The sequence below is a fragment of the Methyloprofundus sp. genome (assembly GCF_965251085.1).
GTDB lineage: Bacteria > Pseudomonadota > Gammaproteobacteria > Methylococcales > Methylomonadaceae > Methyloprofundus.
Map to the genome: position 1 here is coordinate 2237165 of NZ_OZ252594.1, position 14426 is coordinate 2251590.

Here is a 14426-nt window from a genome sequence, read left to right on the forward strand (position 1 = left end):
CAAAAAATCTTAGCTTCACCCATAGGAGGTTAAGTGGGTGTTTTTTGGAAGTGTTGTGGAATCAATAACTTGTGCTAGAAACTATGGGCAACTGATTATTCTAGGTTTATTCCAGTTTGTCATTACCAAACCAGTAAACATATACTATAAGGGCTATTATCGCTTTTTAAAGCCCTTAGCTAAAATATAAACCTCATTACTACGCGCTCTTGAAGACTTGGGTTTTCTTATCAACACCTTAGTAAAAGAGCTTGCAACCTGCTTTTTATAAGCCTCAAAACCAGCCCCCTGAAACGCTTTAACCAAAAACGAGCCACCCTCGACCAGAATAGCTTCGGCGGTTTCTAGTGCCAGCTCACATAAGTACATGGCTCCTGGCTGATCTATGGCTTTATTACCACTTAAATTTGGCGCCATATCGGATAACACCACATCGATAGCAGCACCATCCAAAATATTATTAAGCTGCTCGTAAACTTCATTATCCCTGAAATCACCCTGAATAAAATCAACGCCTTCTATAGGCTCTATATCTAGAATATCCAGGGCAACCACTTTTTGTTTTTTACCCACGACACCACGCACATATTCTGACCAGCCACCGGGAGCCGCCCCTAGGTCAACCACGTTCATACCGGTTTGTACCAGTTTATCTTTTTCGATAATTTCGATTAATTTAAACGTAGCCCGCGAGCGATAGCCTAGCGCTTTAGCTTTTTTAACATATTCATCATTAAGATGCTCTTGCATCCATTGATTACTACTTTTACTGCGCGCCATATAGAGTCTTAATAGTGTAGAATTGCATGATTATTTATATTTAAGGAAATGTACACAGTGAACGCTGAACAACTGAAACAAATGAAAACCAGGGCTCATGAGCTAAAGCCCGTTATTATGATAGGCCAAGCAGGCTTAACAGAAGCGGTACTAAAAGAAATTGAACTAGCGCTTGATACCCACGAACTGATTAAAGTAAAAATTCGTGCAGAAAGAGACGATAAAAAATTGATTCAGCAGCAAATTTGCTCAGACACTAAAGCTGAACTTATCCAGAGTATCGGTCAAATTAGCGTTATTTACCGAAAAAAAACCGAACAAGCCCCAAAAAAACCAGCGCCTCATACCCGCAGAAGAGATGGCACACACTAGAAAATAACATTTTGTAGGGCGTGGCTTTAGGCACCTGAAAATAAATAAGCGTCCAAGTGTGGGCAGGATTTTTGCTTGTCATCAGTGCTGTAGCAATAGGCGCATAGCTGGCTACGAAACTATTGTTACTGTACTGATGACGGACAAAAAGACTAGCAAGGATGGATATTTGTTTCCAGGTTCCTTAGCCCGCTAATATCTAAACTCAGAAAAAAGCGGGCTAAAGCCACGCCCTACATTTAATAACAACGAAAACATGATGGGCACGTCGTACCTCCTTTGCCCATCCTACAAAACGCTTGCTCTATCATGATATTTTTTATCAAATACCTGCTTCTCTGCTGCCTAGCTGGAAATATACAATCTATTTTTGTCACTACTCAGATACGCTGAGTAGTTACTTTTTTTTGCTAAATATACTTTATAGACAGAATCTCGTAATCCACTACACCGCCCGGTGTTTTTACGGTAATCACATCTTCTTCTTCTTTACCAATCATTGCTCTGGCAATAGGCGATCCTACAGAAACCCGCCCTGCTTTAATGTCCGCTTCATCTTGACCGACAATCTGATAAGTCACTTTTTTCTCGGATTCCAGATCTTCAATTTCGACAGTTGCACCAAAAATAACTTTACCATTTGCATCGATTTTGGTCACATCTATGATCTGCGCATTTGACAATTTAGCCTCAATTTCATTAATACGCCCCTCTGAAAAACTCTGTTGTTCACGCGCAGCATGGTATTCAGCATTTTCTTTTAAATCACCATGCGCTCTTGCAGTTGCAATTGCCTCGACTATACGCGGTCTTGTCACTGTTTTTAGCTCGTCTAATTCAGTCTGTAACTTTTCTGCTCCCGCAACTGTAAGAGGTACCTTATCCATCTATAACTCCAAACTTGTAAATATTATATTCAATTTATTTAAAAACCAGAATCTACACTTAAGGCAGAAACTAGCATACATGTTTTAAATTTTTAACAACAAAACAAAGCCTAGCATAAGCCAGCCTTTGCTTATCTAGATTAATCTTTCTTTTAGGAACGAGAATTCAATAATACCCGAGTCTGACTTGTCTTTTGACTCCACAACCGTACTAGAAAAACAGTTGCGTAGCCCTGCTATGCGCCGGTTTTCCTAACACACCTGTGAAGCCAAAATCCTTCGCCATACTTTCGGGCATTATTAAACCCTCATTCCTTAATGTAAACTACGATGTAAATCCTGCAGGCAATTGACATCGCCCGCATCCAATTCACCTAAAGCATAGCAAGCCGCTTTTGCACCTGCCATCGTTGTGTAATAGGTGACATGATGCTGTAACGCCTCTCTGCGCATGGTAAATGAGTCCGCTACCGCTTTAACGCCTTCTGTGGTATTTACAATTAATTGCACCTGATCATTTTTAATCATGTCTACGGTATTCGGGCGCCCTTCATTAACTTTACAAACAACTTCGCATTCTATCCCAGCTTCCTCAAGAACTCTAGCGGTTCCACGAGTAGCCACAATCTGGTAGTTCTTAGCAATCAACATTTGTGCAATTTCGACGACCTTGGGCTTATCAGCTTCGCGGATACTAATCAGCACTTTACCGCTATGGCTTAAATCTACACCCGCAGCACGTTGTGATTTGGCAAACGCCTCACCAAACGTTTTGCCCACACCCATCACTTCTCCAGTCGACTTCATTTCCGGGCCTAATAATGGATCAACACCTGGAAATTTCACAAATGGAAAAACCGCTTCTTTAACTGAAAAGTACCCAGGAATACGCTCTTCTGTAATACCTTGCTCTATCAGTGATTTGCCCGCCATACATAAGGCAGCAATTTTTGCCAACGGGTACCCTGTTGCTTTAGACACAAAAGGTGCCGTCCGTGATGCTCTGGGGTTTACTTCTAATACATAAATCGTTTCACCCTGAATCGCAAACTGAGTGTTCATCAGACCTCTCACACCTAATGCTTCTGCCATTTTGGCTACCTGAACACGCAATTCATCTTGCAAATGTGGCGCTAAATCGTAAGGTGGAATAGAACAGGCAGAGTCACCCGAATGTACTCCGGCTTGCTCTACATGCTGCATTAAACCACCAATTAACAGCGTTTCACCATCGTAAATTGCATCCACATCCATTTCAATGGCATCGTCCAGAAAGCGATCCAGCAACACTGGCGAATCATTAGACACGCTAATCGCTTCTTTCATATAACGCTGCAAAGACTCTTCGTTGTAAACGATTTCCATGCCCCGTCCGCCTAATACATAAGAAGGACGCACCACCAAAGGAAATCCCAATTCTTTTGCAACATTCAACGCTTGCTCTACTGAAGAAGCTATGCCGTTAGGTGGTTGCTTCAAATCTAATTTAATGAGTAATTTCTGGAAGCGTTCCCTATCTTCTGCCAGGTCAATCGCATCAGGCGAAGTTCCGATAATCGGCGCACCAGCTGCCTCCAGCGCACGCGCTAATTTCAATGGCGTTTGACCACCATACTGCACAATAACGCCTTTAGGATTTTCCAGATGAATGATTTCCAGCACATCTTCCAGCGTTAATGACTCAAAATATAATCGGTCTGAGGTATCAAAATCGGTAGACACAGTTTCCGGGTTACAATTCACCATAATGGTTTCAAAACCTTCTTCGCGTAATGCTAAAGCCGCATGCACACAACAATAATCAAACTCAATCCCTTGTCCGATACGGTTAGGGCCACCCCCTAGAATTATAATTTTCTGCTTATCAGAGACGCGCGCTTCACATTCCTGTTCATAGGTAGAATATAAATAAGCAGTATCTGAAGAAAACTCGGCAGCACAGGAATCAATGCGCTTATATACAGGGCGGATATCCTGCTGGTGACGCGCTTTACGTATATCTGATTCCTTAGTATCCAGCAGCTTCGCTAAACGCGCATCAGAAAAACCTTTTTGCTTCAGGCGAAATAACTCTTCGCGTTTTAAAGTAGCCAGTGTTTTTGCAGCCAAAGATTTCTCGGTTAATACCAGATCTTCTATTTGTGCTAAAAACCAGGGATCAATTTTACTCGCCTCATGCACCTCAGCGTTTGACAGTCCACTACGGAATGCATCTGCCACATACCAAAGCCTTTCTGGTCCTGGATGACGCATTTCACGCTGCATTCTATCGCTGGCATCAGATTCAGTAAAATCTACAATTTCGTCTAAACCATCCACTCCGATTTCCAGGCCGCGCAAGGCTTTTTGCAAAGACTCCTGAAAAGTACGTCCAATAGCCATTACCTCACCGACTGACTTCATCTGCGTGGTTAGCCTATCGTCTGCCTGCGGAAATTTTTCAAACGTGAAACGTGGCACTTTAGTGACCACATAATCAATAGTTGGCTCAAATGAAGCTGGGGTTGCGCCACCGGTAATTTCATTTTTCAATTCATCCAACGTGTAGCCAACCGCCAGCTTGGCAGCTACTTTAGCAATTGGAAAACCCGTTGCTTTAGACGCTAATGCGGAAGAACGCGACACACGTGGGTTCATTTCAATAACCACCATACGGCCATCGGCCGGATTGATCGCGACCTGTACATTCGAACCACCCGTATCGACGCCAATTTCACGCAATACAGCAAGCGAGACATTACGCAGAATTTGATATTCTTTGTCGGTTAAAGTCTGCGCAGGAGCAACGGTGATTGAATCACCGGTATGCACACCCATCGGGTCAAAATTTTCAATTGAACAGATAATGATGCAGTTATCATTGCTATCGCGCACCACTTCCATTTCATATTCTTTCCAGCCCAACACAGACTCTTCAACCAATAACTCATTGGTGGGTGACAAATACAAGCCACGTTCACAAATTTCGACAAATTCTTCTTTGTTATACGCGATACCACCACCACTACCGCCCATGGTAAACGAGGGACGAATAACCGTTGGATAGCCTACCTCTGCCTGTGCGGAAAAAGCTTCTTCCATGCTATGCGCAGTTTTAGATTTTGCTACTTCAAAACCCAATCGACCCATCGCTTGGTTAAATAGCTCCCTATCTTCCGCCATATTAATGGCTTCTTTTGTTGCGCCGATCATTTCCACGGCGTATTTTTCCAGCACACCGTGCTTATCAAGATCCAGCGCACAGTTTAATGCTGTCTGCCCACCCATGGTTGGTAACACCGCATCTGGACGTTCTTTTTCGATGATTTTTTCAACTGTCTGCCAATCGATAGGTTCGATATAAATCGCATCCGCCATATCCGGATCGGTCATAATCGTTGCCGGATTCGAGTTTACTAGAATAATCCGGTAACCCTCTTCACGCAGTGCTTTACAGGCTTGTGTGCCTGAGTAATCAAATTCACAGGCTTGACCAATCACAATCGGGCCTGCGCCTAATAATAAAATGGATTTTATGTCGGTTCTTTTTGGCATATTAGTATTGTGCTCTGCTGTGATTAATTTGCTTGATTCATCATTGCAATAAAGTCATCAAATAATGACTCTACATCATGCGGCCCCGGACTCGCTTCTGGATGACCCTGAAAGCTCATTGCCGGAATATCAGTACGCGCTATACCTTGCAGACTACCATCAAATAACGAATGATAGGTTGCTGTCAAATTATCCGGCAAGCTTGTTGCATCCACTGAAAAACCATGATTCTGGCTACTAATCATTACTCGCCCAGTGGCTTTTTCTTGCACTGGATGATTGGCACCATGATGTCCAAACTTCATCTTTTCTGTTTTAGCGCCACAAGCCAGAGCTAATAATTGATGGCCCAGGCAAATACCAAAGACTGGTATTTTTTTCTCTAAAATACTTTGTATAGCAGCAATGGCATAAGTACAAGGCTCTGGATCACCGGGACCATTGGATAGAAAAACACCATCTGGATTCATTGCCAGCACATCGGCAGCAGGCGTTGTTGCAGGCACCACTGTTACTCGGCAGCCACGGTTTGCTAATAAACGCAAGATATTACGCTTGACACCAAAATCATAAGCAACGACATGCCTGGTCAAATTTCTTGCTGCAGTATGCCCTTGCTCAAGGTCCCAGGTATCTTCCGTCCACTCATATTGGTCAGCGGTGCTTACCTGTTTTGCTAAGTCCATACCTTTTAGGCCCGGAAAGCTATCTAAAGCAAATTTTGCCGCTACCTGATCAACGACCTCACCCGCCATTATGCAACCGCGCTGTGCACCTTTATCACGTAATAGTCGGGTTAATTGGCGCGTATCAATTTCAGCAATGGCGACGACATTATTAGCCTGTAAATAGTCTGATAAACTGAGTTCTGAACGAAAGTTACTCGCCAGCAACGGTAAGTCCCGAATAACCAGACCACTGGCAAACACAGCCACCGACTCATTATCTTCATCATTGGTTCCGACATTGCCGATATGCGGATAGGTTAAAGTGACGATCTGTTTTGCATAAGAAGGATCACTAAGAATTTCCTGATACCCGGTCATGGATGTATTAAATACTACTTCTCCGGCAGAACACCCATCCGCACCGATAGACACGCCGTTAAATACTGTTCCGTCTTCCAACATCAATAATGCAGGTTTGTTCAATGTAAGCACCTTAAATGTACAAAAAACGGGAAGCACCTTGCGGCCCTTCCCGTTATAGAATTAATACGCCCGACAACTGCGTCATTCGGATAACCGAATCATTAGTATGATTTTACTGAATTATCAGGTTGCGGTCATTAAGATTTTTAAATTATCTTATTATTCAGGACTTCTAATTAACCTAGAGCAAGGATTAAATCCACGCCACCTCATTATTCTGTATTTGCGGGCTAAAGCCGCGCTCTCATAAAGAAAATGAGTAACTACTCAGACATGCTGAGTAGTTACAGCAAAATAAACACGGTAGGATGGGCAAAGGGCTTCATCCGTGCCCATCAACGGAAACATGATGGGCACGTCGTACCTCCTTTGCCCATCCTACAAAACGTTGTTCTATCATGATATTTTTTATCAAATACCTGCTTCTCTGGTGCCTGGCTGGAAATATACAATCTATTTTAGTAACTACTCAGATACGCTGAGTAGTTACTAAAATGAAAGCTAATCAATGTATACTTCGCGCGGTCACGACTGCGGATTTCTAGCGGCTGAGTATTTGCCGATGGCTACGTTGCTGAAACAGTTACGTAGCCATCTATGCGCCAGTTTCAGCACCCCTCCCTGTATCAAGTACGGGGCAGGCTTTGCTATAGACAAAAATCAGTTCACTCTATTTTCCGCATTCATGACCCCGCGGAGTATAGCTCTGAACTATTATCCATAGTCCCCGTATCGCTATACAACATAGCGGTTCCAACGTTGAGTTGTCTTGCTTCCAGCACTTCGCAAACAACTAATTGATGATCACCAGCCGCGACTTCATGACTCATTTTGCAGTCAAAATAAGCAAGGCTCTCTTGCAGTACAGGCGCTCCGGTCACTGCCGCCGCCCAGGTTCCTACTGACATTTTATCTTTAAGGCCGGATTGGCCAAAATGCGCTGCCAGGTGCATTTGCTTCTGACTTAATACATTAACACTACAAACATTGCCCTGCTTAAGTAACTGGTAAGAGTAATGCTCAGGATGAATACTGATCGCTAATAACACTGGAGAAAAAGACACCTGCATCACCCATGCGGCAGTAAAGGCATTGACCTTTTCACCATCGGCAACGCCAATCACATAAACGCCCTGGGAGAGTTGTTGCAATATATTTTCTATATTTTGCATGACTATTCCTCCAGAACAATGCGCATAGATAAGTCAATCGCCTTAACATTTTTGGTTAAAGCACCGATGGAAATATAGTCGACTCCTGTCTCGGCACTCTCTCTAATATTAGCCAATGTAATATTACCCGACGCTTCGAGGGCACAGCGACCGGCTACTTTTAAAACTGCCGTTTGTAATTCAGGCACAGAAAAATTATCCAGCATGATTCTATCAGGCTGTGCCGCTAAAGCCTGTTCAAGCTCAGCCATTGATTCAACTTCGACTTCCAGCAGCTTATTACTTAATTTTCTGGCTTGCGCTACCGCCTGTGCAATTGATCCAGCGGCAAGAATATGATTTTCTTTAATTAAAATCCCATCATACAAGCCAACACGGTGATTATGGCAACCGCCACAGGTAACTGCATATTTTTGTGCATCGCGTAAGCCTGGTATGGTTTTGCGTGTATCAAGAACTTTACAGTCTGTTCCTGCAACCTTATTCGCATAGATACGCGCCTGGGTCGCAGTAGCCGAAAGGGTTTGCAATAAATTCAGTGCCGTCCGCTCGCCGGTTAATAAAGAGCGGGCATTACCCTTTAAGGTACATAATAAGGTATTTGCTTCTAACCATTGTCCTTCATCAACATGCCACTTAACCAGTAAGTCAGGCTGTAATGCTTTAAAAACCGCATTAAACCAGTCCTGTCCACAACAAACCATCGTCTCACGGGTAATCACTTTCGCTACCGCGTCCCTGTCATCAGGAATAATTAATGCAGTAATATCACCACTGCCTATATCTTCATCTAGAAAAGCTTGAACATTAATAGGGCTTGGATAGGTCATCTTTATTGAGGAAAACTGTGCAGATATGGGTGATTCAAATAAATAAAACCACTAGAAGAGAGTGGTGCGTAATACAGTTACGCACCCACAAAGATTAGATTAGGAACGCGCACGAAATAAGTTGAGCATCTGGCGCAGTATTTTTATTCGTATTCAAAGCCTGCCTCGTGCTTGATACGGGGACGTAGAAACAGGCGCATAGCCAGCTACGTAACTGTTTCTACAACGCTGAAGACGAATAAAAAGACAAGTTAGTTGCTCAACTTATTTCGGTGCACGTTCCTTAACTTATTTCGCTGTCTGCAACTTCAACTTACCCAGAACAATGCTCATTAAATGCGTATCGTAATGACGCTTTAGAGTTGAATCTGTTGGGCGCGGAGGTAATGTCGCTTCAGTTTCAGCAACCAGCTGTTGAATAACATCACGTTTTAATTCCGCTTCTTTAGGCACAACTGTCTTAGGACTTGCTGGAATGACTATTTCTTCAGCGGCTTGTTTAGTATCATCCTGGCTTGTAGAATTGTTTTCCTGCTGAGCTGCTAGATTCTGTTGATAATGGCGTCTTAAAGCAGAATCTTCTGGAAAGGGCGTTTCCACAACTTGCTTATTTGCCGTTAAGTTTTGCATATAATGCCGTCTTAACGTGGAATCTTCTGGAACAACAATAACCGGCTGAGCCGCTTTTATTACTGGTGCAGGTGTCTGAACAGATTCAGCTTTTGGCGTCTTCGCCTGCTCAGTGGCTGGTTCATTTTCCGACACTACTGTCGAACTATCCGATTCATCGTTTGAGCGTAGATAAAACCATGCCGCAACTATAACCGCTAAAATCACCCCAATTTCAATCACATTCATCCCCTTTTATTATTTATTCTTATATTTTTCAATAGGACCAAAAACAGACATCTTAAATATTCTTAGCAAATTCCCATTACCCAGCACGCATTATTCCATATAATAAAGCGGATAGTAATAGAATTTTTTTTCTTTTTAAGCCGCTCTTAACAATGAAAATCTCCAATCACTGGCTAACATCAGCACATAAAATATGCTCACCAAACTGCGATGAACGCGTCGATGAAAGTGATATCTCACTTATTGTCATACATTGCATCAGCTTACCTGAAGGCCAGTTTGGAACCCCATTTATAGAACAATTATTTACCAATCAATTAGATGCACAAGCGAACACCCGTTTTGCTGAAATATGTCAGTTACAAGTATCCAGCCATATCGTCATTGACCGTAACGGCTTGATCACGCAATATGTCCCCTTTAATATGCGCGCCTGGCATGCTGGATGCTCTGAATATAAAGGCCGAGAAAAATGTAATGATTTTTCTATCGGTATAGAGCTAGAGGGAACTGTAGCTAGCGCATATACTGAAGCTCAATACTTACAACTTGCCACATTAATTCAGTGCCTAACGCAGGCCTATCCAAAGCTAAACCTGCAAAACATCACCGGGCATAGCGATATTGCGCCCTTGCGCAAAAAAGACCCGGGCAAGTTTTTTGACTGGAGTAAACTACATCAATGTTTAGCCGCAACCGGCTAAAAACTGTTTAGCCCAAATTTTTACATGATGCACATTAGCCAACGCTAGTGCCGCTTAGGATAACTGCTTATGGATGAATATGAAGATTTATGAAAGTTTGAGTTAAAACCATATCAATCCTTGTATGATATAAATAGATTGTATATTTCCAGCCAGGCACCAGAGAAGCAGGTATTTGATAAAAAAAATCATGATAGAACAAGCGTTTTGTAGGATGGGCAAAGGAGGTACGTCGTGCCCATCATGTTTTCGTTGATGGGCACGGATAAAGCCCTTTGCCCATCCTTGTGTTTATTTTACTGTAACTACTCAGCATGTCTGAGTAGTTCCCCTTTATGTTCAATAACAATCAGACGGAGGCTGTAATGCTTAAGGAAATTGTATTAGTCGAAGACGATGATGTTATTAGGGAAAATTATTCTGAATTGCTAAGTGATGAAGGCTTTAATGTAAAGGCTTATAGAAACCATGAAGAAGCAATGGCGTATTTTAGCCAGCAGCTTCCAGATATTGCCATCCTTGACATCAGCCTAGAAGAAGAACGCGAAGGTGGCTTCCAGCTGTGCATGTATCTAAGACAGTTATCCCCCGAACTACCCATCTTATTCTTAACCTCGCACGGCAGTGAAGTAGATAAAATATCTGGCTTTCGGCTTGGCGCTGACGATTACCTGACCAAAGATATCAGCATAGAATACTTAATTGTACGTATCGAAGCCTTATTACGGCGCTACGAAACTTTGGGCAAGCGCAATCAGCAACAAGTCACCGTCAGCGACAATCAGAACTCCCAAAAAAGTATACAGATAGATGAAGACCGCCTACTGATTTTCTGGCAAAATCAGGCGATTGATCTAACACTTAGGGAGATGGAAAGAAATAATCATCCAAACGAAGTAAGCTTGTGTCTCAATAATTTATAATAATGAATTCTGAATTTATTCTCACACTAGGCAGATAAGCTTGTTGATATTAACAGATAGCATTATAGGTTGGATTATAAATACAGCCCATCGTTTAAAAGGCTCGGTACGTCGTATATTCATGGCTGAAACGGTGGAGCTACTAGGCTCAGGTGGTGCAAGTATTGCTGAAGAAAAACTAGGATGGAATAGAGGCACTATCCGAAAAGGACAATATGAACTTGAAACTCAGCCCATAGAAGATAATTTTTCAGCGAGAGGGCGTAATAAAAGTGAAGAGCATTTTCCTCATCTACTTGATGACATAAAAAAAATTGCTGAACCGGAGTGTCAAACGGATCCCTCTTTTAATTCCTGTCGATTATATACCCGGCTAACGGCTAAAGAAGTTAGAAAACGTTTACTGGAGATTGATTATTACGATGAAAAAACATTACCTTGCTCAAAAACTATCAATACAAAATTAAATGACCTGAGTTACCATCCAAAAAAGGTACAAAAAACAAAGCCTCATAAGAAAATCAAGGAAACGGATGCAATTTTTGAACAAGTTCATTCAGTCAATGGAATGGCAGATATCAACCCAAAAGAGATTCGTATATCAATTGATGCCAAAGCAAGAATGAATATAGGAAATTTTTCACGGGGAGGACGAAATCGGGTTTTAACAAAAGCAGAGGATCATGATTTAGATGTTAAGGAAAAGTTAACTCCTTTTGGTTTTTATCTGCCTGAACATGATGATTTTTTCCTTTTCTTTACAGCAGGCTATGCCAGCAGTGATTTCATCGTTGACCGATTGGAAGAAATTTGGCCAGAAATTCAAGAAAAATATGGAGTAGATATTCTGACAATTAACGCTGACAATGGTATGGAGAACAGTAGCTCCAGAACTCAGTTTATAAAAAGGCTTGTGGAGTTTGCTGAAAAAAGCAACATAAAGATAAAACTGGCCTACTACCCTCCTTATCATAGTAAATATAACCCAATTGAACGAGTATGGGGAGCCTATGAAAATCATATTAGTGGCGACATAATGGATACAGTTGAAACAACTTTAAAATTTGCCAAAAGTATGACCTACAATGGCAAAGCACCTATTGTTAAATTAACAGAAAAAATATATGAAACAGGAGTAAAGGTAGGTAAAAAAGCAATGAAGACGTATTATCAGTTTGTTGACCGAATGCCATCGTTGGAGAAATGGTTTTTGACCATTTCTCCTGGTTGTTCTGGATGATTATTTCTTTCCATCTCCCTTACCCAATTCTGGATTGTGCAAGAATTGTTAACAGAACCTCGTCAGGTCAAAAGCTATCAACAATTAATGAAGGCTGCCAAAATATATGTAGAACCCAACACCATTACGGCACATATAAAGACCATCCGCAATCGCTTTAAAGCAATTGATGAAACGTTTAACTGTATTAAAACTGAACGAGGCATAGGCTATCGCTGGTTAGATACTTGCGTATAACTTTCAGCCGCGCTACTTGTAGCCCGTTATCCTATAAAAATCAGTTGCATATGGAATATGTCAGCACCCAATGCTGTTGACTTAAGAATAATCCCCTTCTCCAGAGGGAGAAGGTTGGGATGAGGGGGTTATAAATGCTTGATTTTATCCTCCTCACCCAACCCTCTCCAACAAGAGAGGGATTTAGTCAACAGCATTGATGCCAGCATTCCCCCTTTTCACAGTTTTGTAAATAAACCTGGGCAGGAAATCATGCTTATTCCGCTGCCACTATGGGTAGAGTCAACTCAAACACAGCACCCGTTTCGCCGCTCAAGTCATACGCATTCACTTGACCCGCATGGGATTCTGCAATCAACTTAACAATATATAAACCCAGGCCAAAATTCTCATCCGTTTTCCTTTCAGAGGTTCTTAAGGAAACAAACAGGTCAAACATGGCTTTTTTGTCTTTAGGCAATTTTGCTCCGATATTTTTAACGAACAGTTGCGCTTTTCCAGCATTCAGTTGCAAGCAAACTTCTATTGCCGTTGATAGACTATCTGAATGCTCTACCGCATTGGCTATTAATTTATCCAGCAACTGTTGTAAGCGCAATTCATTGCCTAGTACCCAAATGTCAGGTTGGCAGTCAACTTTAAAAACACAATCAGGGTACACTGCAAGATATGAATCCAGATGCTCTAGCATTACAGCTGACAAGTCCAGACAATGATGCTGTTCCTTATACAAAATAGCTTCTAGGTTACTGGCATTTCCTGCGCTTTGCAGTAAAGCATTCATACTAGCCATACTTTTTCTAGCTCTGGCAAGATAAATATCAACTTTTTTCTTTTCTAAACTTCGACGTTCTATAAGGTCTAGCGATGTCTTAATACCTACAGATGAGTTTTTTAGCTCATGCCTGAGAAATTTAGCCATGGTTTCCAGCCATAAAATCCGCTTCTGATTTTCTTGGTCCAATTCCAGAGTTCGAGTGACAATGGTTTTTTCCAGATTGATACTGTGCCTGGCCAATTGCATATCGCGCATTTGAATTTGCTGTAACATATGATTGAAACCCTCAACAAGAACTCCCAGTTCATTGTCTTGTTTATTCTCCACGCGCAAAGAATAATCTTTATTTTCTGAAACTAAACTCATCGCGTTTTGTAAGCTTACTATCGGCTCTGAAACAACTTTTTGTAAACGGGTACAAATTAAAAAAGTAATCACAAAACAGATGCATGCAATAACAGCCAGCAAGAGCATATAATTTATTAAATCATCCTCTAGCTGTTCCAGACTAGACACTATACGTATTCTTCCGATGCGTTCCATTTCCAGATAAATATCACGTGCCACATGAATTTTATTTGCAAGCAGGTTGTTCCATAAGGGGCTTGAATCATCGGTAAGCGGCAAAAGCAGTACTTCAGTCGCTACCGATTGATCGCCAAATTCTGCGAATGAACCTCCCTCAACACGCTCAATAACTGCGTAAATGATATGAGGTTTTGCAGCCAGCGCACTTAAAATTTCTTTACCGGTAGCCTGGTCATCAAAAGTTATTGCTCCGGTACTTCTTGATCCCAGCACATCAGCCAAAGTAATCAATTGCTGCTGAATTGTTCGCTGGCTATTGATAGCCTGATTAACCATAACCAATAGGGCCATCAATATAATGGCGGTACAACTAGTGGCCATCATAATCATGATCAACTTACGTTTTAGCGACATACTTTTTATACTTTGCAT

The 14426-nt window shown here is 41.8% G+C and carries 13 protein-coding genes; 5 read left to right on the forward strand and 8 right to left on the reverse strand.

Going from position 1 to position 14426, the window contains the following annotated elements:
• Nucleotides 1-156: 156 nt before the first annotated feature.
• A complete protein-coding gene (gene rlmE, locus ACQY3F_RS10350) occupies nucleotides 157-780 on the reverse strand; it encodes a 23S rRNA (uridine(2552)-2'-O)-methyltransferase RlmE (RefSeq protein ID WP_428354770.1) in 624 nt (207 codons plus the stop codon).
• A 48-nt stretch (nucleotides 781-828) separates the two neighbouring features.
• On the opposite strand from rlmE, the gene yhbY reads away from it, so the two are divergent.
• Nucleotides 829-1152: a ribosome assembly RNA-binding protein YhbY gene (gene yhbY / locus ACQY3F_RS10355; RefSeq protein ID WP_428354771.1), complete on the forward strand. Its 324-nt coding sequence runs from the start codon at nucleotides 829-831 to the stop codon at nucleotides 1150-1152.
• Between the two features lie 410 nt (nucleotides 1153-1562).
• Here yhbY and greA read toward each other — a convergent pair whose 3' ends face one another.
• From greA to ACQY3F_RS10385, 6 genes are all read right to left on the reverse strand, one after another.
• Nucleotides 1563-2039 carry a transcription elongation factor GreA gene (greA, locus tag ACQY3F_RS10360; RefSeq protein ID WP_428354772.1) on the reverse strand — a complete coding sequence of 159 codons (477 nt, stop codon included), beginning with the start codon at nucleotides 2037-2039 and terminating at the stop codon, nucleotides 1563-1565.
• A gap of 315 nt (nucleotides 2040-2354) precedes the next feature.
• Nucleotides 2355-5573 (reverse strand): carbamoyl-phosphate synthase large subunit, encoded by a 3219-nt coding sequence (carB, locus tag ACQY3F_RS10365; RefSeq protein WP_428354773.1) that lies wholly within the window; start codon nucleotides 5571-5573, stop codon nucleotides 2355-2357.
• A gap of 23 nt (nucleotides 5574-5596) precedes the next feature.
• A complete protein-coding gene (carA, locus tag ACQY3F_RS10370) occupies nucleotides 5597-6724 on the reverse strand; it encodes a glutamine-hydrolyzing carbamoyl-phosphate synthase small subunit (RefSeq protein ID WP_428354774.1) in 1128 nt (375 codons plus the stop codon).
• A 683-nt stretch (nucleotides 6725-7407) separates the two neighbouring features.
• Nucleotides 7408-7896, reverse strand: a complete 489-nt coding sequence (locus ACQY3F_RS10375) for a flavin reductase family protein (protein WP_428354775.1) — start codon at nucleotides 7894-7896, stop codon at nucleotides 7408-7410.
• 2 nt (nucleotides 7897-7898) lie between these two features.
• The gene (nadC, locus tag ACQY3F_RS10380; RefSeq protein WP_428354776.1) at nucleotides 7899-8726 is read right to left on the reverse strand and encodes a carboxylating nicotinate-nucleotide diphosphorylase; all 828 of its coding nucleotides are present in this window, start codon (nucleotides 8724-8726) and stop codon (nucleotides 7899-7901) included.
• Between the two features lie 288 nt (nucleotides 8727-9014).
• Nucleotides 9015-9578, reverse strand: coding sequence for a hypothetical protein (locus tag ACQY3F_RS10385; protein WP_428354778.1), 564 nt, complete (start codon nucleotides 9576-9578; stop codon nucleotides 9015-9017).
• Nucleotides 9579-9736: 158 nt separating this feature from the next.
• Between ACQY3F_RS10385 and ampD the strand changes: the two genes are divergently transcribed.
• From ampD to ACQY3F_RS10405, 4 genes are all read left to right on the forward strand, one after another.
• Nucleotides 9737-10288, forward strand: a complete 552-nt coding sequence (gene ampD / locus ACQY3F_RS10390; protein WP_428354779.1) for a 1,6-anhydro-N-acetylmuramyl-L-alanine amidase AmpD — start codon at nucleotides 9737-9739, stop codon at nucleotides 10286-10288.
• Nucleotides 10289-10653: 365 nt separating this feature from the next.
• Nucleotides 10654-11211: a response regulator transcription factor gene (locus tag ACQY3F_RS10395; RefSeq protein WP_428354780.1), complete on the forward strand. Its 558-nt coding sequence runs from the start codon at nucleotides 10654-10656 to the stop codon at nucleotides 11209-11211.
• Nucleotides 11212-11254: 43 nt separating this feature from the next.
• On the forward strand, nucleotides 11255-12451 hold the full coding sequence (locus tag ACQY3F_RS10400; protein ID WP_428352931.1) for an ISAzo13 family transposase: 1197 nt from the start codon (nucleotides 11255-11257) through the stop codon (nucleotides 12449-12451).
• Nucleotides 12452-12463: 12 nt separating this feature from the next.
• Nucleotides 12464-12688, forward strand: coding sequence for a winged helix-turn-helix domain-containing protein (locus ACQY3F_RS10405; protein WP_428357662.1), 225 nt, complete (start codon nucleotides 12464-12466; stop codon nucleotides 12686-12688).
• A 256-nt stretch (nucleotides 12689-12944) separates the two neighbouring features.
• Here the strand turns inward: ACQY3F_RS10405 and ACQY3F_RS10410 are convergent, their stop codons facing one another.
• Complete coding sequence (locus ACQY3F_RS10410) at nucleotides 12945-14426, reverse strand: ATP-binding protein (protein ID WP_428354782.1); 1482 nt, start codon at nucleotides 14424-14426, stop codon at nucleotides 12945-12947.

Bases quoted from the DNA above. Each gene is read 5' to 3' on its own strand.
- ACQY3F_RS10410 (WP_428354782.1), bottom strand. From the start codon at position 14,426: ATGCAAAGTATAAAAAGTATGTCGCTAAAACGTAAGTTGATCATGATT.
- ampD (WP_428354779.1), top strand. From the start codon at position 9,737: ATGAAAATCTCCAATCACTGGCTAACATCAGCACATAAAATATGCTCA.
- carB (WP_428354773.1), bottom strand. From the start codon at position 5,573: ATGCCAAAAAGAACCGACATAAAATCCATTTTATTATTAGGCGCAGGC.
- rlmE (WP_428354770.1), bottom strand. From the start codon at position 780: ATGGCGCGCAGTAAAAGTAGTAATCAATGGATGCAAGAGCATCTTAAT.
- ACQY3F_RS10395 (WP_428354780.1), top strand. From the start codon at position 10,654: ATGCTTAAGGAAATTGTATTAGTCGAAGACGATGATGTTATTAGGGAA.
- nadC (WP_428354776.1), bottom strand. From the start codon at position 8,726: ATGACCTATCCAAGCCCTATTAATGTTCAAGCTTTTCTAGATGAAGAT.
- greA (WP_428354772.1), bottom strand. From the start codon at position 2,039: ATGGATAAGGTACCTCTTACAGTTGCGGGAGCAGAAAAGTTACAGACT.
- ACQY3F_RS10375 (WP_428354775.1), bottom strand. From the start codon at position 7,896: ATGCAAAATATAGAAAATATATTGCAACAACTCTCCCAGGGCGTTTAT.
- yhbY (WP_428354771.1), top strand. From the start codon at position 829: ATGTACACAGTGAACGCTGAACAACTGAAACAAATGAAAACCAGGGCT.